The sequence below is a fragment of the Caloramator mitchellensis genome (assembly GCF_001440545.1).
In the GTDB taxonomy this organism is placed as follows: Bacteria; Bacillota; Clostridia; order Clostridiales; family Caloramatoraceae; genus Caloramator; species Caloramator mitchellensis.
In genome coordinates, this window is sequence record NZ_LKHP01000008.1 from 50467 (window position 1) to 69479 (window position 19013).

Sequence of the window (19013 nt, forward strand, 5' to 3'; positions counted from 1 at the left end):
TTATAATTTTAACTTAAAGATTTAAAAATGTCTATAGCAGAGATAATTAACAATAAAGTTTTATTTGCAGGTGAGCACGTTTCAGGAAAACATGGATGGATCCAGGGAGCACTTCATTCTGCTATGATTGCAGCTAATAATATAGCATATTTAATAAGTACTGATAAACATAAATAGTATGTATATAATACTTTTGGCTGCTCTTTTAAATTGTTTGATTGAGCAGCCAATTAATTTTATATAATTCTTTTATATATATATTTTGAAGTCATAGCTGATAATAATCCACCATAAGTAAGCTTAAACTCTAACGTATCGCCTATTTTATAATCTACGCATGAGTCTGTAGTATCTAAAAGCAAGTGATCGCTACTTGCTCCAAGAATTTGTATGTTTTCGTCAATTGGAATTAAATGTTCTGGATTTACATCCTGTTTTCCAATTGCACAAATAGCTCTTTTACGAATACCTTTATCTTCAAAATGCGGTTTATTTCCAAAAGCATCAACACTTATTTCTCCAATTGGTTTAGATGGTTTTTGTTTTATTTCGATTATTTCGGATTTAAGTTTTACGGTGTCTTGATAAAGATTTTCTAAAGGCATATCATAAAGCCCAATTCCTAGTGCAATTGATGCCCCAAGCCTTAGTTGATTTATGCCCTCCGGCATATTTCCTGTTCTCATAAGAGGAATAGTTTCTGAGTTGCCACCTGATATAAATTTTATTTGTTTACCAAATTTCTTCTCGATTTCTTTCTTTAATTCTACTAGAATCGATAAATTATCTGATGTTGGGATAATTCCACCGTAACAAGTAAGATTAGTTCCTAATCCATACAGTTCTACATATTTCATTTTGCTTATTTCTTGGATTGCACTATGAATCTCGTCTTTGTTTTCAAAAAATATTCCTTCTCTTAGGTCACCTATGTCAACCATTAAAATAACCTTATACTTTTTATTGGCTTTTAATGCAAACTTATTAATTTCTTTAACAATTTCAATTTCAGAAACAAGGGCAATATCTGTATATTTTACTAAATCTCTGATTTGGCTTTTCATGGGAATTCTAATAAGCATTTTAGGTATCTTATAATCCTTAAAGCTTTTTAAATTTTCAATTCTTGAATCTGCCAATATATCTATTCCCGCATCAACGATAGCCTTAACTATTTTTTTATTACCACTGAACACCTTTGTTACTCCTGCTATTTGAATTCCTTTATCATGACATTCGTCAATTAACCTTTTAGCATTTTCCTCGATTTTTTTACTTTCTATTTCCAATAATGGATATCTCATTCCCCGTCCCCCCTTATTATTTAATCTCAACCCAAATTACACTAAATAAAAGTATAATTGCACCTATGTATCCTCTAATACTAAGAGTTTCTTCAAGAAAGGTAAAAGAGAATATGGCCGAAAAAACTGACTCTAACGATAAAATCAATCCTGTATGAGATGCAGATACATATTTTTGAGCATAGGTTTGAGCAATATAACCAAATGCAGTGCAAAATATGCTTAGTAATATAACCACTGCCCATGTTAGACCATTTCTTGGTAGCATTGGTTTCTCAACTATTATCGCTATTATACTGCTAAGTAACCCTACAAATCCTAGTTGCAATGTCCCAAGAGCAATTGAATCTACTTCTTTAGTAAAAATATCAGTTAGCACTACATGAAAAGCATAAAGAATTGCACATGAAATGATTAAAATATCTCCCTTACTGATTTCAAACCGCCCATTTATGGTTAACAGTGCTATTCCTATAGTTGCCATTAATACACCTATTATAACTTTCCTTTCAATCATTTGCTTAGTTATAAAAAATGATATCATAGGTATTAACACAACAGACAGACTAACCAAAAAACCAGCATTAGAAGCAGATGTATATTTTAACCCTATGGTCATCGAGATAAAAACAAAGAATAATAACAATGACAAAGCAATTGAAAATTTCAAAATTTTTTTATCTGATTTGATTAATTGTTTGTAAAATACAATGGCAGCTACCAGAAATGCTATTACAAATCTTAGTGCTATTAGTGTAAAGGGTTTTACATCGTTAAGCCCAAGCTTAGTTAAAAAATACGTTGCTCCCCAAAACATAGTGACGATTATAAGAATTACCGTTGCTTTTAAATTTGTTGTCATCGTATCCCCACCTAAAGCATTTCATTATGATATATATTCTATTAATTTTTCAAGATTCCTTCTCTAAATATAAATAATATTTTTGAAACTTAAATTTTCCTGTTTAATATGCATAAAAAAAGCCGTCTCGGAAGAGACAGCTTTAAAATATTATTCAGTTTTTTTATCAGCAGCTGGGGCTGCAGGAGCCTGAGGTGGAACAGGAGGCTTTGGTGGAGCCTTCTTTATAAATGTTCCCGAAACAATCAAATCATCTCTGTCTGTAACTGCAAGATGATAGTCTTGTGTTAATTCGATCGCGTCCTTTGGACAAAAGTCAGCACACATAGAGCAGAATGTGCATTGCCCTTGATAGAAATTAAATGTTATTTTATCTCCATCCTCAACCTTTTCAATAGTTCTTGTTATACATCCAGGAGCACAAACCCTAATACACATACCACAATTGATGCACTTATCTGCATGATAAACTATTTTACCTCTGTATCCTACAGGAGCAACTTTGTTTACAATAGGATATATTTCTGTGCTTGGCTTTTTAAACGCTGATTTTACAGCCTCTTTTAAGTAGGGAAATTTCATTTCATCTCCCTCCTTTTCCTCTTTAATATTTCTATTGCCTTTGCTATACCATCGATTATTGCTTCAGGTTTTGGTGCACAACCCGCTATTGAAACATCAACATCGATATATTTGCTAAGTGGTCCTTCTACAGAATAGCTCCCATTGAATACATTTGTTGATGTAGGACAGGAACCAATTGCTATAACAACCTTTGGGTCCGGAACCTGTGCAAGAGTTCTTACAAGTCTATCCTTGGATTGTGAAGTTACAGGACCAGTAACAAGAACTATATCAGCATGTCTTGGTGAACCTGTAAGTTTAACTCCAAGTCTTTCGGCATCGTATCTTGGTGTTAAAACCGATACTATTTCTATATCGCATCCGTTGCAAGAACCTGTATTCAAATGAAACACCCATGGAGATTTTTCGAAACTTTTCTCAATTAATTTCTTAAACAAATTTAACACCTCCTGTTAAAAACCAAACCAAACAAGAATCATGCTGATTACCGCCAAAGCTGTTGGATAGGTCCAGAAAAATTTTAATACCTGCTCAACCTTTAATCGCGCTGTAATAGCCTTTAAGGTTGAAATAGATATTATTACTATTATAGCACTTAATATTATTTGTAAAATTATATCAACTATAACTATACCTGTTCCCTTTCCACTCAAGAACAAAGTTACAAACAGTGAAGTCATTATAAACATTTTTATTGCATGGTTTAACTTAAATACTGCTAGTGGTGCACCACTGTATTCAACAAGCGGTCCTTCACATATTTCGATTTCTGCCTCTGCAATATCGAAAGGAACACTACCTACCTTAATAGGAATAACTAGAAGCAATGCTAAAGCTGCTGGTATCAGGCTCCATTTAGTTATCAAAGCCCCAAATTGAGCCTGGTATTCTACAATTTGTGAAAGTGAAAAAGTCAATATTCCGTTGTTTAATTCCATCCCAACCTTTTTTCCTATTGTTAGTAAAACAATTACCAGTGGCAATTCATATGATAAAATAGCTACCATTTCCCTGGAAATTCCAACTCCAGCATAAGGTGAACCAGACGCTGCTCCCCCCATTATCATAGCTACAGCTGGAATTGTTAAAAGGTATATGATAACTATTATGTCAGCAACAGTTGAAAGTGCAGTAAACTTAAACATTGGAATAAAAAGAGCTACTGTGACAAGTGCTAATAATCCAACTACAGGAGCATAAAGGAATGTTCTCCTTGAAGCAGCCCTTGGTACTATTGTTTCTTTGCCTAATAATTTAAAGAAATCATAAATAGGCTGAATTAATGGAGGTCCCATTCTCTTTTGCATCCTCGCTACAACCTTTCTATCTATACCCGATAGCAAAAGCCCTACTATAGAAGAAAACAACAGACCTGGAAAAACTAAAACATAAAATAAATATTTTAAAACTACCAAATTCAGTCCCTCCTTATGGAACAAGTAAGAAGATATAAATTATAAATATTGATGTAGTGAATATTGCCCATAAAGCATAATCATTAATTACTCCGCTGTGTGCATCATGCATAAAGCCAAAGTAATGTCTTAAATCATGCTTTAATCCCCAGAAAAGGTCATTACCCTTTACATGTGAAAATTCATTAGCTTCTCCACTGAAGAATACATCATATTTAGGATTATCTTCTTCTACCGGAATTGATTGATGATTAAATCCACCTGCAAGTGCAACAAGGGCAACTGCAATCAGTAAAAGTCCGAATAAAACTAACCAGGCAATTGGATTCCAGTATCCTGCAAGAGTATAATCTACCTGTGGGATTTGAACTGGTTCGCCTATTATTTTTTGTGCATAGCCACTACCCATCATTGTATCTATATAATTGCCTATATTTAATACAGCTGATACTGCTGGGTTAATTAAATATTTAGTTACAAATTGTGGCATTATACCTGTTATTATACATAGAATAGCCATTATCCACATTGGAATTCTCATTGATAAAGGAACTTCCTTTACATCCTTAAATTCTTCAGGCATCTGTCCAAAGAATACAGATTGTGCAACCTTGATAAATGAAGCTAAAGTCATTACGCTGACTAATAAAGCTATTATAGTTACGATTGCCATATTCGCTTGATAAGTTGCTTGATAAATTAACCACTTTGAAACAAACCCATTGAATGGTGGCAGACCACTTATTGAGAATGCTCCTATAAGGAATATCGCTGCGGTCTGTGGCATTTTCTTTGCGAGTCCACCAAGTTTGTTTAAATCAGTTGTTCCTGTTGCAAAGAATACCGCTCCAGCACTTAAGAACAATAAACCTTTAAATAATGTATGATTTAACGCGTGGTATAGACCTCCTGTTAATCCTAAAGCAGTTGAGAGACCAATTCCAGTTATAACATACCCTATCTGTGATATACTATGGAATGCAAGTAGTCTTTTAAAATCATTCTGTGCAAGAGCCATAGTAACGCCAACAAACATAGTTATTGTTCCTATCACTATTAATAGCATTTGCATTGATTTTAAATCCATACTATGGAAAAGAACGTATACCAATCTTAATATAGCATATACCCCTGCTTTATTAACCATTCCAGAAAAAGCCATTGATATTGACGATGGAGCAGCCATATACGCATCAGGTGCTGCCGGATGGAATGGAACAACAAAGGCTTTTAAAGAGAATCCAGCTAGAAGTAGAGCAAAAGCAAATAGGGCTGAAGGTGTTAGATTGTTAAATAACAGCGCTGAAATTTGTGCCATATTTAAAGTGTGAACTTGTGAATATATTGTTATAGTCCCTGCTAATACCAATGAAGAACCAATTGAACCTAACACAAGGTATTTAAGCGCAGCCTCTAGTGCACCTTCTTGGTAATTTCTAAATGCAGTTAAGCCCACTGCTGCAAATGTCATTATTTCAATCATAACAAACATGTTAAAAAGGTCGCCTGTAAATACTAAGCCCAAAACAGAACCTGCAAGCATCTGAAATAATACATAGTATTTATCCTTTTCAACATCTTTTTTAATATAACTATATGAAAACAATGTTGAAAGGAAAACAGTTAAAACTACTATTATCCCAAAGAATAATCCAAGAGCATCAACTTCAAGTCCTATTCCTATTGCCCAGTCATGAACAGGCCTCCAGTTTCCTAACCAGTAATTAATAACATTTCCTTCAATCATTATTGGCTTTATTAGAAGCAGAACCAAAACAAGCGAAATCCCTGATGATATTGTAGCTATGAACTTTCTTACAGCATCATTTTTACTACCAAAGATAACCGTAAGGAAGGCTCCTAAAAACAAAACAACTATAGATAATATAGGATAGTGTTGCATTACCCATTCAACCTCCTTACTTTATCAGCATCAAGAGTTCCATATTTTTCTTTAATTTTAATAACTAATGAAAGTGCCATCGCAGTTACACAGGCTCCTATAACAATTGAAGTAAGGGTTAGAGCCTGTGGAACAGGGTCAACAAAGAATGAATCAGGCTTTAATTCGCTGAATGTAAATATTGGAGCAGTTCCTCCGGGATTAAAACCTATGCTTATAATCAAAAGGTTTATTCCATAATCGATAAGACCCATACCGATTATAATCTTTAATATATTTTTTTTAGAAAGAATTACATAAAATCCTAAAACAATTAAAACTATGCAAGTTATATAATTCATTAAAATCAAATTTCTTCACCCCTTTTCACTTTTCACTATCTGGAGCCAAAAGACCTATCATAAGAAGAATTAAAAAGCCAACACCTGTTAAAACCTTATAGCCAACTGAATTATTCATAAACATTATTGTTCCGGCACTTATTAGATCCCCTGGATTTCCTATCCCTGTAAATACATTTGCAAAGAAAACTGAGCCATAGAATAAACCACAAAGACCAAATACTGTAAATAATATAGCTCCAAGTGCCTCGTTTTTCTTTATAAAGTCCATATTAAATTTCTTTGAAACTTCACTATACCCATAACCTAAATATATCAAAATAACAGCAGCTGCAACTAAAACACCACCCTGGAATCCTCCACCTGGGCTTAAGTGACCATGCGTTATTACATAGAACCCAAAAACAAGTGCAATTGGCGTAAAAACGTCTGCGGCTGTTTTAATTATTAAATCCTTAACAGTTCCCTTTGTTTTAGCCTTCATTCTACTCACTTCCCTTCTTGTGGCTCTTTAGAATAACTACTGAGCCAGCTATTGCAGTTAGAAGAATGAATGATTCTCCTAATGTATCGTATCCTCTATAATCAAAAACTACAGCTGTTACAGCATTGATAGCCTTTGTCTTACTTAAATTTTCTCTTATAATAACGTTTGATACTCCATCTGGTTTTTGCATATCATAACTAACGTTATTCTGGATATCTTCTAATTTAGTCCCTGAATAAGTTCTTCCCTGAGTAGAAGAATAATACATCGCATAGGAACCCATAATCAGGAAAACAACTAAAGCAAAACTCATAGCAAATTTCTTCATCTTTCCTTGCCCTCCTTTACTTTTTTGAGGGTAATTATAAATATTACTGGTGATAATACCGCACCAACTGCTGCTTCAGCAATAGCTACATCAGGTGCATGCAATAGTATAAACTCAAGTGCCACAAATGCTCCTGTAATCCCTAACGCAATTATAGACGAAAGCAAATTATCGAATTTTACAGTCAAAATAGCAGATATAATAATACCAATCAAAATCAAGCTATTTAAAATAACAATACTATTCATTAGGATTATCCCTCCCGTATTCATCAACAACCATATTGTCAGGCTTTATTCCATGAATATATCCTGCCTTCATGATAGCATGTCCAGCAACAGCTGTAGTTAAAACTATAAACACACCTATTAAAATTGCCTTTGTCCCGAGTGCTGTATTGCCATTTGTAAAGGCATATATTGCCGCTCCAATGCAAGTCCAAATAACACCAAAAGTAGCAATGTTTGTGCTTGACTGCATTCTTGAAAATGAATCTGGCATTCTAATCATGCCAACTACTCCAGCAAATGCAAAAAAGCAACCTAAAACAAGGAATATATCAATAACTATTCTTATCATAGTCTTCCCTCCAAATATCTTGCTATCAGAACAGTTCCTATAAACCCTAATATAGCAATTACTAAGGCTATATCGAGATAGATACTTCTGTTGCTAAATACTGCAAATGAAATAAGTGCTACAGCTGTTAATATGTCAATGCTATCTCCTGCAACTGCTCTATCAACAACGCTAGGTCCCTTTAAAACTCTAAAAAGCAATATAATCGCTAAAATAGCATAAAATATACCTACATAAACAAACTCTATCACTTCCAAATCCTCCTTATCCAGCTTTCTAATTTTCCTTTTATCATTTCGCCAGCTTCTTTGCTATTTCTTGAAGCTACATCTATCCAGTGAATATAGAAAAAGTGTTGACCCTTTTCTTCAATTATTTCCATAGTTATAGTTCCTGGAGTTAATGTAATAGAATTAGCGAGCATAGCAAGTCCATACTCCGACTTTAAATCTACAGGAACCTTTACTATACCTGGATTGATTGGAAGTTTTGGATTAAGAGCTCTCTTAGCTACATCAACGTTTGCCTTCCAAAGTTCTATTGGAAATACAAACAATACATAAATGATTAAATTAATCAAGTTGCTTGGTTTAAATAAGTGTATTGCGTCTTCATGAATTAAATATTTTGCAGTAAATAATGCTACTAATAAAGACACAACCGCTCCTGCTATAAGCTCCTGTGGAGTAAATGTAAGAGTAAACAAAATCCACATTACAAAACATAATACGAATGTTGAAAATACAGATAAAGCTTTATTTTGCATCCTACTCCCCCCTATCCTCTAAATTTTTCCTGAATGTTGCTTCTTAAAAATTCATAGAATTTAGCATTATCAAAGGGTTTTCTTGATGAGAACTGAAAAACATTAATTTCAGGATTTAAACCCTTTGAATATTCAACAACCTTATCATAGTCAAATTCAAAATAATCCTTCATGTCGTATTTATTTATAATCAGTGCATTCGCAACTGAGAACATTAAAGGATATTTCTGAACTTTGTCATCTCCCTCTGGAACGCTTAGGATTGCTACTTTTAAGTCTTCACCTAGGTTAAACTCTGCAGGACAAACAAGATTTCCTATATTCTCAATTAGTAACACATCGATATCATTTAGATTAAAGTAATTTAATATATTTTTTATAGACATTGCTTCAATATGGCAAGCACCATCGGTATTAAGCTGAACAACTGGAATCCCAAGTTCACTTATTTTTTCAGCATCGATTTGACCTGTTATATCTCCTTCAATAACTGCTATTTTATAGTCCTTTGAAAGAGACTTGATTATTTCTATTATAACGCTTGTTTTACCTGCACCAGGAGAACCCATTATATTTACCATAAACACTTTTTTGTCACCTAATTCTTGTTTTACTTCATTGCTTACGTCCTCATTCCACTCCATTATCTGCTTAACTACTTTAATTTCCACTATTCCACCTCCACTGAGTCTATAAAAAATTCCTTGCCGCCAATTATCCTGTAATTGAAACTACCACAATTAGGACATTTGATGTTGCTCTTTTCAATAACATTTTCAGTGTTACAATCATTGCAAATGATTGATATAGGTATTCTTTCAACTAAAAGTTTAGCGCCTTCAGCTAAAGTCTCCTTGGATACGATATCAAAATATTCATGAATTAATTGGGGAACGACCCCCGAAAAATCCCCGCATTTGATTTTGATATTTAAAATTTTATTAGCGCTATTTTGTTTCGCCGCATCAATGGCAATTTTAATAATACCTTCAGTTATAGCCAACTCGTGCATATCAATCCTACCTATCCAAACAAGAGAAGCATGGGTCTATGCTTGCAATAATTAGTCCAGCATCTGCTACTGTATTGTTTCTCAACATATATGGAACTGTAGGCGCTGTTTTATACGTTGGAACATGTATGCTTAATCTATAGTTAGTTTGACCACCATCAGTTACAGCATAGTGTATTAATTGTCCTCTTGGTGCTTCAATTCTTTGAGTAAATTCGCCAGCAGGAACCCTTGGCAGCTTCATCCCCTGATTTATAGGACCCTCAGGTAGGTTTTCAAGCGCTTGTGTAATAATTTTTATGCTTTCATCTACTTCTAACGCTCTTATCAATACTCTTGCAAATACATCTCCATCTTCAACAACGGGAACATCAAATTCAAAATCTTCATATGAGGAATATGGAGCATCCTTTCTAACATCAACTTTAATTCCTGATGCTCTTGCATGAGGTCCTATCGTTCCTAATTGAATTGCAACATCCTTAGGAAGCACTCCTACACCCTTAGTTCTCATTGCAAGTGTTTTATCATTTACAACTATTTGCTTTATCTTTTCGTGTTCAGCTTTAAAATCCTTCAATATTTCTAATATGTTTTTTCTTAATTCATCGTTTATATCTCTTCTTGCACCACCTATAATAACCATTCCGTAATTTACTCTATTTCCTGAAATGGCCTCGAGAATATCCATAACCTTTTCTCTAACATTCCATATGTGCATAAATAAACTGTCATAGCCAACTAAATGAGCCGCAATTCCTAACCATAGATAGTGTGAATGTATTCTTTCAAGTTCAGCTATTACATTTCTTATATATTGTCCTCTTTTAGGAACCTCTATTTGTGCTATGTTTTCTATGGCCTGTGCATAAGCAAATGGATGCGAGTGTGAACAAATACCACAAACTCTTTCTACTAAAACAAGTGTTTGTATAAAGTTCTTTTCAGTTGCTAATTTTTCAATACCTCTATGGTTATAACCTATAAAGACTTCAGCATCTTTAATTATTTCGCCTTCAGTATACAATTTAGCATGAATAGGTTCCTCTAATGATGGATGATAAGGACCTATTGGAATTACATAACTCATTCTATCACTCCTTTTCTACCTTTGTCTTTTTTCTTAACTCGTTTAATGGAGTAACAATTATTTGACCTTTTCCATCGAGCATAGTATCAGGTAGGAATAATCTGCCCCTCATTTTTAGCCCTTCAAAATTAACTCCTAAAAGCTCGTGTATTTCTTCCTCTGGCCAGGCAGCAGCTACATCATAGATGTGTGATATAGTAGGCAAATCATTAACTCCTTTAATAGTGTAGGATTCAACTGTTTCTCCTAAATCATACTGGTAATTTACTACTATATTTCCTTCCTTGTCAACGAATCCGTGAATCATCAAGAGTCTTCTTCCTTCTTTTTTCATTCTTTCTGCTAATGGAACTATCTCTTCCTTTGTTATTTCAAAGGATTTAAAATTTTGCATTTAACCACCTCCAAAAATTAACATATCCTTGGTAATTGAGCCCCAGTTAATTTGGTTAATATCCTTGAACCTCCAATAGGAGTTTTTAAAACAACTAAACCTTTATGATTTTTTGTAACTTTTCCGATAATTGCTGCGTTTTTCCCCTCTTCTAGTTCTTTTAAATCGTTAAGTAACTGTTGCTTAATTTCATCTGCTGCAATAATTACTATTTTACCTTCATTAGCGCTATACAAAGGGTCAATTCCTAATATTTCACACGCATAATGAACATTGTCCCTAATAGGTATTTCTTTTTCATTAAGCTCTATTGAAAAATCTGTATCCTCGACAAATTCATTTAATGTCGTAGCTAGACCTCCTCTAGTTGGATCCCTCATTATTTTTACCTTGGTTCCATATTTAAATATAATCTTAGCTATATTTATAAGGGGCATGCAATCTGAAATAATATCTGTTTCAACGAAAAAATTATTTCTTGCAGACATAACAGCAATACCATGATCTCCTACAAAACCTGTAATTATTACAGCATCCCCTTCTTCTATTTTATCTTTTCCATAATGCTCAGTTTCAATTACTCCAATTCCCGCAGTATTAATGTAAATTCCATCACCTTTGCCTTTCTCAACCACTTTAGTATCACCTGTGACTACATTTACACCACATTCTATTGCAGTATTTCTAATAGATAACAATATTTTGCTCAAATCGTTTGTTTTGAATCCTTCTTCTATAATTAAACTTAAGCTCAGATATTTAGGGATTGCACCACACATCAAAAGGTCGTTTACAGTTCCACAAACTGATAATTTACCTATATCCCCTCCAGGGAAAAAGTAGGGAGCTACTACAAAACTATCAGTTGAAAATGCAATATGGCCTTGGATAGGCAAAATTGCGCCATCCATAAGTTTTAACAATTGACTATTATTAAAATTTTTTAATATAAGCTCATCGATTAATTGAGATGTCTTTTTGCCGCCACTGCCGTAATCCAGGGTTATAATATCGTCCATATGTTCACCTCAGAATCTCAAATATTTGTAGAATGCTGCACATGCGCCTTCGCTTGAAACCATGCAGGGTCCAATCGGATTTTCAGGTGTGCAATTAATTGCAAACAATTTGCATTCATCGGGCTGTATTTTTCCCTTGATAATTTCCCCACATTTGCATGCAGTCGATTTATCTACGAAATCAAGATTAATATTAAATTTCTTAACTGCATCAAATTTAGAATATTTATTTCTAATTGCCATCCCACTTTTATTTATAACACCAATACCCCTCCAAAGATCGTCATCTGGATAAAAAACTTCATTTAACATATTTTGTGCCAATTTATTACCTTCATAACTTACAATTCTTAGATATTCATTTTCTATACTAGGGTTATCCCCTGTAATTTGGTTTAGTATTTTATATATAGCAACTAATATATCCTCAGCTTCAAAACCAGTTATAACTGAAGGTATCTTGTATTCTTCAACTAAAAATTCAAATCCTCTTATTCCAAGTATAGTTGAAACATGACCTGGACACAAAAATCCATCTATATCAAAATCATCTGATTCAATTAAAGCCCTAAGAGCTGGTTCAACATACTTGTGCATTGAAAATACTGAAAAATTTTCAATGCACTTTACTGCTGCTTCTTTTATCGCCACTGCAGTTCCAGGAGCTGTAGTCTCAAATCCTATACCCAAAAATATTATTTCGTTTTCTTTGTTATTCATTGCTAAATTCAATGCATCCATAGCTGAATATACTATCTGTATATTTGCACCCTGGGATTTGAGCATAGACAAATTAAAGCCCGCTTTGCTTCCAGGAACCTTTAACATATCCCCAAATGTAGCAATTATTGTATCATGTCTCTTTGCAAGTTCAAATATTTCATCAATTCTGTTTATTGCCGTTACACAAACCGGACATCCTGGTCCAGAAATCAACTTAATCTTTTCTGATAAAAGCGTTCTTATTCCGCTTCTTGCAATCGACATTGTATGAGTCCCGCATACTTCCATAATTTTCACCGCAGGACCATTATAATTTCTTAAATAATTTACTATATTTGACATCTTATCATAATCCTTGAATTTTAGCTGCATCTGCAACCTCCTTAAAAAGCTCTAAATTTTCCTTTGCAAGTTTTTCATCTAACTTATTAATGGCAAACCCAGCATGGACATAAACATAGTCTCCAATGTGCACATCTTTAATAAAATCAACTCTTATCTTCATTTTCACACCATCGTGTTCGGCAATCGCATCATTGCCGTTGACTTCAACAATTCTTAAAGGAACTGCTAAACACAAATTTCTCCACCTCCCTTTGCTGCTACAGCAATTTGACCTAATGGTATTCCTTCATCATTAGTAGAAATTTTATTGTGAATATACACTTTGAATTGAAGTTTCTCCAATTCTAATTTCATTCTACGCAAAATATAGATGTTTTGGAAAACACCACCGGATAATACAATATTTCTTATTCCATATTCATTACTAATAACTTTCACCATATCTGATGAAACCCTAACAAGTGTATTCATAAACTTAGCAGCTATTTTCCCAATTTCAACTTTTTTTCTAACATCATAAACTACATCAAGAATTGTATCTTTCCAATCAAAATAAATAATATCATCTTTAATTATGTTAAATCTGTAATAATCATCACAGACCGTAGCCAAACTTTCGAGTAAAATTGCCGCTTGACCTTCATAAGACACCTTATCCTTAATGCCAATAATACTTGCAACTCCATCAAATAATCTACCCATACTGCTAACCCTTGGAGTATTTAGTTCTAAATCTATCATTTTGTTTATCATATCTTTATCTCCAGATACCACAAAATCATCTGGAATATTACCTAAAGAGTCTTTTAACAAACTATATTTTATCTTATAGATTTCTTTTGTTGCTCTATCTCCTCCGGGAAGTGCTATTTTTTTAATGCTACCTACTCTTTTAAAATCCTTATAATCGCCAATTAAAAATTCTCCACCCCAAATTGTGCTATCTAATCCATAACCTGTTCCATCCCATATTATGCCTATAACTCTTTCATTCAAATTGTTATCAGCCATGCAAGCTGCCATATGAGCGTGATGATGCTGAACCTTTATTAAAGGTGTTTTATTCTCTTTGTGTTTATTAATTGCATAATTTGAAGATAGGTAATCTGGGTGCATATCACACACAATTATAGATGGTTTTATATCAAATATTTTTTTATAATGCTCTATTGCCTCAGAATAATGTTCAAATGTCTCAATATTTCTCAATTCTCCTATATGCTGACTTGAAAATATAAACCCTGATTTGCTCAATGCAAATGCTCCTTTTTGTTCTGCCCCGCAAGCTAAAATATGTTCATCTACATCAAATTTTATTGGAAATGGAACATATCCCCTTGACCTTCTTATAAAATACTCTTTACCTTCAAAAACCTTAACAATCGAATCATCACATCTTACATGTATATCCCTATTATTCATTAAAAATCCATCAGCTATATTTTTTAATCCTTCTACCGCATCTTCATTTTTATAATAAATAGGTATATCATGTTCATTACCACTCGTCATAACAAGAACATCAAAATTTTCCATAATCAAATAGTGAAGCGGAGTATAAGGCAGCATAACACCCAGACTATCATTATCGGAAATATAGTCAAGCAGATTGTTCTTTTTCTTCAACAAAACAATTGGTCGTCTAAAGCTGCTTAAAATTTCTTTTTCTTCATCTGTTATAATGCAAAATTTTTCTGCTGTTATGATATCTTTAACCATTATCGCAAATGGTTTTTCTTCTCTTCCCTTTCTTAATCTCAATTGAGTTACAGTTTTTTCATCCAACGCATCACAAGCTACATGAAAGCCACCTAATCCCTTTATAGCAATAATCTTTTTTTGTTTAATAAAGTCAATAGCTTTTTTTATTGCAACTTCTCCACTGACTATTTCATTATCATAACTAAAAAATACTTCAGGACCACAAATGTAACAACAGTTTGGTTGTGCATGGTATCGTCTATCTTCTATATCGACATATTCATTATAGCAGCTATGGCACATCTCAAACTGCCTCATTGTCGTTTTTTCTCTATCATAAGGAACATCCTTTATAATTGTAAACCTTGGACCACAATTAGTACAATTTATAAATGGATATCTATATCTTCTATCATTTTTGTCAAACAATTCAGCCAGACAATCATCACAAATTCCAACATCTGGTGAAATAAAGGTGAATTTTTTATCAAATTGATGACTTTTCTCTATTTGAAATTCATTATAAAATTTCAAATTTTTGCAAAATTCATATTCTATTTTTTCTATATAAGCCAATTTTGGAGATTTATTTTTTATATCGTTTATAAAATCATAAATGCTGTTTTCATCCCCTTCGACCTCTATCATAACGCCTTGCGATGTGTTTTTGACCCATCCTTTAAGACAATAATTTGTAACTAATTTGTTAATAAATGGCCTAAATCCAACACCCTGAACAATTCCATTTATGTTTATTCTTGATCTTTTCATAATCTTTCACCTGTATTATATAATTAGAACAGCTGCTTTTTTCTTATATAACAGCCCTGTTAAATTGTTGTAACAACAACTTTATTTAAGTATAACACAATTTTATCAAATTTTAAATAGACAAATTAGGTTAATTAATTAACAATGAATACCCTCTCGACTATATTTTAATTTATTGTTATAATAAATAAGGTAATCATATTTTTCTAAAATTTTCAAGAAGGAGAATGGATATGGGATTCAGAGATAAGATTAATAAAAAAATTCAGGATGTGTATTGGGAAAGATATAAAGACCGCATAACTCAGGTTCACGGTCATATTTTAAGCGTTAAAATTGTTGAAAAGGTATTCTTAGGTTTTATTCATACTTTGAGAGTTGATATCGTTGTAAAACCTGAAAGAAGCAAAACTGTTGTAAAATGCCAATATAAAAGAAGAAGATACTTTAAAAAGCCAGAGTTTATTCAATTAAATCAAGGTCATTTGGTTTTATTCCAGGGGCTTAAACCTGTGAAAAAGAAAAATAAAGATTCAGACGTCATTGAAGTTATGAATATAATAAATATGACAACCAAAAAAGAATTGGTTCCTGTAGGACTAGACTTGAAAAAACTTCAGCAAAAACAAATAATTAGAAAATAAGGGAGAAATCTCCCTTATTTTTTATACCAATATAAACTTGATATTATAGAAACCATACTAGAAAAAACTATTACAATAAACAATTGCATTAAATTCAAACTTCGAGTATAAAAGATTTTCTGCATGAATGGGATATATATAACAAACAAGAGTATTATTAATGATGAAACTACTGCATATACAAGATATAAATTGGTAAAAATACCCAATTCAAAAACTGATTTTCTTTCTGATCTACACTCAAAAACGTGTAAAAGTTGAGATAAAATCAATGTCCCGAGAGCAATAGTTCTTGCAACAATAATATTCCCAAAATAATAAAGACTGAAGGCAAATGAAGTAATTGTGCAAAGTCCAATCAGCGTTCCTCTCATCATAATTTTATAAAGAAGTCCATCCGAAAATATGCTCTCATTTTTATGACGAGGTCTTTTTTGCATTATGTCTGCCTCACCCTTTTCCAAGCTCAAAGCCATCGCAGGAAAACCGTCGGTTGCCAAATTAACAAGCAATATTTGAATTGGTAATAAAGGTATAGGCAGCTTCAATATAGAAGCCAAGAACATTGTAAGAACTTCTCCGAGATTACAAGATAATAAATACCTAATAAATTTTCTAATATTGTCATATATAATTCTTCCTTCTTTAACAGCAGAAACAATAGTTGTAAAATTATCATCCATAAGTATCAGGGACGCTGTTTCTTTTGTTACGTCAGTTCCTGTTATGCCCATAGCAATCCCTATATCTGCTTCTTTTATAGCTGGAGCGTCGTTAACTCCATCACCAGTCATAGCCACTACTAACCCCTGTTTTTTATATGCCTTTACAATCTTATATTTGTGAGATGGATTAACTCTCGCAAAAACCTTAACTTCTTTTATTATTTTTTCAAGTTGGTTATCTGTTAGTTTGTCTAAATCATCACCTGTTAATATTCTATCTCCTTCTCCTAATATCCTAATTTCACGAGCTATAGCTTCTGCAGTTAATTTATGATCTCCAGTAATCATTATAGGAATTATTCCTGCCATCTTGCATTCAAGTACTGCGTCAAAAACCTCTTCCCTCGGTGGGTCTATCATGCCACACAATCCGATAAATATCAATTCATCCTCTGATTCATTTACTGTTATCTCTTTATATGCAAGGGCTAACACTCTTAATGCTTTTTTTGCCATCAAATCATTAGCCATCAAAATATTTTTTCTTAACTGGTTATCAAAATTGACTATATTATTATCCAAAAGATAATATTTGCATTTGTTTACGACAGCCTCTGCAGCACCTTTTAAATACATATATTTTTTGCCGTTCTTTGAAACTATTACAGACATCATTTTTCTATTAGAATCAAAAGGATTTTCTTTTACTTTAGAATAAAAACGACTAAGGTCCTTTTTAATATAACCCGATTTTGCACCAAGTACTAGCAGAGCTATTTCAGTGGGGTCTCCTATAAATTTATTATCTTCTATATCAGCGTTATTGCAAAGAACTGAGCATTCCATCATTTTGTTAAATGCAAAATTGCTTTTTAAATTAACTTTAACAGAATCGTATAAAAAAACTCCATTTAAATCATAACCTTCGCCAGACACCGAGTATTCTCTACCTGATATATATATTTTTCTTACAGTCATCTTGTTCTGGGTTAAAGTTCCAGTTTTGTCTGTGCAAATTACATTTGTACATCCTAAAGTTTCAACAGCAGGAAGTTTTTTAACTAGAGCATTTCGTTTCATCATCTTTTGAACACCTAGTGCTAAGGATACAGTTACTATTGCAGGTAGCCCTTCTGGAATCGCAGCAACTGCAAGACTTACTCCAACAAGAAACATTTTATATAAGTTTTCCCCTCTTAACACTCCCATAACTGTGACTACGACGCATATGATTAGAATAATATAAACAAGGTATTCACCAAGTTTATTCAATTTCTCTTGGAGTGGTGTCTTTGTTTCTTCAATCTTTTCTAACATATCTGCAATTTTTCCCATCTCAGTTTGCATACCTGTAGCAATTACCCTTCCTATAGCACTTCCATTTGTTATCATACACCCCATGTATAATAGATTCTCGTTCTTAATTTTTCCACCATCATGTTTTAATTTTTCCACCGGAACAGATTCTCCCGTTAAAATAGATTCATCACTTTGAATAGAATTTGATTCAATCAATATTATATCCGCAGGAACTCTATCTCCTGTTTCAAGAACAACTATATCTCCAAGAACAAGTTCACTTGCCTTTATCAGTTCTTGCTTCCCTTCCCTAATAACTTTTGCTGTAGGTGCCGCAAGCTCTTTTAAAACCTCGAGTGCCCTTTCGGTCTTATATTCCTGAATAAATCCCAATATAGCATCCATAAAAATAATTACAAATATAGATATTGCGTCTGCAATTTCTCCTAAAAAAGAGGAAATAATAGTCGCAGCAAACAAAACCCATACTATAAAATCATTAAACTGAGATAAAAAAATCAATAATGCAGATTTCTTTTTTTTCTGTTTAATTTCATTGAGGCCATATTTTTCTAATCTTTTTTTAGCTTCGTGCTTACTCAAACCATACTTATAGTTTTCCTTATATAAATCACTTTCTTTAATTGCCATTCTATTCTGCCCCCCATATAATTTCATCTATATAAGTATATTTATTAAAAATATTTTATATCACAAAATATTATTTAAAGATATATTTAAAAAACTACGTCTATTGGGTATAATATAATAAGACTAAGG

Annotated in this window: 24 protein-coding genes; 2 read left to right on the plus strand and 22 right to left on the minus strand. The window is 32.9% G+C overall.

Annotation, left to right across the window (positions count from 1 at the left end; genetic code table 11):
- The first annotated feature begins 27 nt into the window (after positions 1-27).
- Entirely contained in the window at positions 28-177 is a 150-nt protein-coding gene (locus ABG79_RS12400) for an FAD-dependent oxidoreductase (RefSeq protein WP_152978227.1), read from the plus strand.
- 59 nt (positions 178-236) lie between these two features.
- On the opposite strand, the gene orr is transcribed toward ABG79_RS12400, so the two are convergent.
- From orr to hypF, 21 genes are all read right to left on the minus strand, one after another.
- Positions 237-1304, minus strand: coding sequence for an ornithine racemase Orr (orr, locus tag ABG79_RS07795; RefSeq protein ID WP_057978851.1), 1068 nt, complete (start codon positions 1302-1304; stop codon positions 237-239).
- Positions 1305-1320: 16 nt separating this feature from the next.
- Complete coding sequence (locus ABG79_RS07800; protein WP_057978853.1) at positions 1321-2166, minus strand: DMT family transporter; 846 nt, start codon at positions 2164-2166, stop codon at positions 1321-1323.
- A 150-nt stretch (positions 2167-2316) separates the two neighbouring features.
- Complete coding sequence (locus tag ABG79_RS07805; protein WP_057978855.1) at positions 2317-2748, minus strand: 4Fe-4S binding protein; 432 nt, start codon at positions 2746-2748, stop codon at positions 2317-2319.
- Positions 2745-3188 (minus strand): NADH-quinone oxidoreductase subunit B family protein, encoded by a 444-nt coding sequence (locus ABG79_RS07810; RefSeq protein ID WP_057978857.1) that lies wholly within the window; start codon positions 3186-3188, stop codon positions 2745-2747. The genes ABG79_RS07805 and ABG79_RS07810 overlap by 4 nt, the downstream gene beginning before the upstream one ends.
- A 15-nt stretch (positions 3189-3203) precedes the next feature.
- Positions 3204-4166, minus strand: coding sequence for a respiratory chain complex I subunit 1 family protein (locus ABG79_RS07815; protein WP_057978859.1), 963 nt, complete (start codon positions 4164-4166; stop codon positions 3204-3206).
- A gap of 13 nt (positions 4167-4179) precedes the next feature.
- Positions 4180-6069 (minus strand): proton-conducting transporter transmembrane domain-containing protein, encoded by a 1890-nt coding sequence (locus tag ABG79_RS07820; RefSeq protein ID WP_057978860.1) that lies wholly within the window; start codon positions 6067-6069, stop codon positions 4180-4182.
- Entirely contained in the window at positions 6069-6410 is a 342-nt protein-coding gene (locus ABG79_RS07825) for a sodium:proton antiporter (protein WP_057978967.1), read from the minus strand. Before ABG79_RS07825 ends, ABG79_RS07820 begins: the two co-directional genes overlap by 1 nt.
- A gap of 25 nt (positions 6411-6435) precedes the next feature.
- A complete protein-coding gene (locus ABG79_RS07830; RefSeq protein WP_057978862.1) occupies positions 6436-6894 on the minus strand; it encodes an MnhB domain-containing protein in 459 nt (152 codons plus the stop codon).
- Between the two features lies 1 nt (position 6895).
- The gene (locus ABG79_RS07835; protein WP_057978864.1) at positions 6896-7225 is read right to left on the minus strand and encodes a hypothetical protein; all 330 of its coding nucleotides are present in this window, start codon (positions 7223-7225) and stop codon (positions 6896-6898) included.
- Positions 7222-7473 carry a Na(+)/H(+) antiporter subunit B gene (locus tag ABG79_RS07840; protein WP_057978865.1) on the minus strand — a complete coding sequence of 84 codons (252 nt, stop codon included), beginning with the start codon at positions 7471-7473 and terminating at the stop codon, positions 7222-7224. Before ABG79_RS07840 ends, ABG79_RS07835 begins: the two co-directional genes overlap by 4 nt.
- A complete protein-coding gene (mnhG, locus tag ABG79_RS07845) occupies positions 7466-7804 on the minus strand; it encodes a monovalent cation/H(+) antiporter subunit G (RefSeq protein ID WP_057978867.1) in 339 nt (112 codons plus the stop codon). Before mnhG ends, ABG79_RS07840 begins: the two co-directional genes overlap by 8 nt.
- Positions 7801-8055 carry an MrpF/PhaF family protein gene (locus ABG79_RS07850; RefSeq protein ID WP_057978869.1) on the minus strand — a complete coding sequence of 85 codons (255 nt, stop codon included), beginning with the start codon at positions 8053-8055 and terminating at the stop codon, positions 7801-7803. The genes mnhG and ABG79_RS07850 overlap by 4 nt, the downstream gene beginning before the upstream one ends.
- Complete coding sequence (locus tag ABG79_RS07855; protein ID WP_057978871.1) at positions 8052-8570, minus strand: Na+/H+ antiporter subunit E; 519 nt, start codon at positions 8568-8570, stop codon at positions 8052-8054. The genes ABG79_RS07850 and ABG79_RS07855 overlap by 4 nt, the downstream gene beginning before the upstream one ends.
- An 11-nt stretch (positions 8571-8581) precedes the next feature.
- Entirely contained in the window at positions 8582-9241 is a 660-nt protein-coding gene (hypB, locus tag ABG79_RS07860) for a hydrogenase nickel incorporation protein HypB (RefSeq protein WP_057978873.1), read from the minus strand.
- Positions 9241-9582 carry a hydrogenase maturation nickel metallochaperone HypA gene (gene hypA / locus ABG79_RS07865; protein ID WP_057978875.1) on the minus strand — a complete coding sequence of 114 codons (342 nt, stop codon included), beginning with the start codon at positions 9580-9582 and terminating at the stop codon, positions 9241-9243. Before hypA ends, hypB begins: the two co-directional genes overlap by 1 nt.
- A 7-nt stretch (positions 9583-9589) precedes the next feature.
- Positions 9590-10672, minus strand: coding sequence for a hydrogenase large subunit (locus ABG79_RS07870; RefSeq protein WP_057978876.1), 1083 nt, complete (start codon positions 10670-10672; stop codon positions 9590-9592).
- Positions 10673-10676: 4 nt separating this feature from the next.
- Entirely contained in the window at positions 10677-11066 is a 390-nt protein-coding gene (locus ABG79_RS07875) for an NADH-quinone oxidoreductase subunit C (protein WP_057978878.1), read from the minus strand.
- Positions 11067-11083: 17 nt separating this feature from the next.
- Positions 11084-12085, minus strand: coding sequence for a hydrogenase expression/formation protein HypE (hypE, locus tag ABG79_RS07880; RefSeq protein WP_057978880.1), 1002 nt, complete (start codon positions 12083-12085; stop codon positions 11084-11086).
- 9 nt (positions 12086-12094) lie between these two features.
- Positions 12095-13180 (minus strand): hydrogenase formation protein HypD, encoded by a 1086-nt coding sequence (gene hypD / locus ABG79_RS07885; RefSeq protein WP_200956807.1) that lies wholly within the window; start codon positions 13178-13180, stop codon positions 12095-12097.
- The gene (locus ABG79_RS07890; protein ID WP_057978884.1) at positions 13155-13388 is read right to left on the minus strand and encodes a HypC/HybG/HupF family hydrogenase formation chaperone; all 234 of its coding nucleotides are present in this window, start codon (positions 13386-13388) and stop codon (positions 13155-13157) included. Before ABG79_RS07890 ends, hypD begins: the two co-directional genes overlap by 26 nt.
- Positions 13379-15625, minus strand: coding sequence for a carbamoyltransferase HypF (hypF, locus tag ABG79_RS07895; RefSeq protein WP_057978886.1), 2247 nt, complete (start codon positions 15623-15625; stop codon positions 13379-13381). The genes ABG79_RS07890 and hypF overlap by 10 nt, the downstream gene beginning before the upstream one ends.
- Before the next feature lie 233 nt (positions 15626-15858).
- Here hypF and ABG79_RS07900 point away from each other — a divergent pair, with 233 nt between their 5' ends.
- A complete protein-coding gene (locus tag ABG79_RS07900) occupies positions 15859-16269 on the plus strand; it encodes a hypothetical protein (protein WP_057978888.1) in 411 nt (136 codons plus the stop codon).
- 14 nt (positions 16270-16283) lie between these two features.
- On the opposite strand, the gene ABG79_RS07905 is transcribed toward ABG79_RS07900, so the two are convergent.
- Positions 16284-18884, minus strand: coding sequence for a calcium-translocating P-type ATPase, SERCA-type (locus tag ABG79_RS07905; RefSeq protein WP_057978890.1), 2601 nt, complete (start codon positions 18882-18884; stop codon positions 16284-16286).
- Positions 18885-19013: the final 129 nt, after the last annotated feature.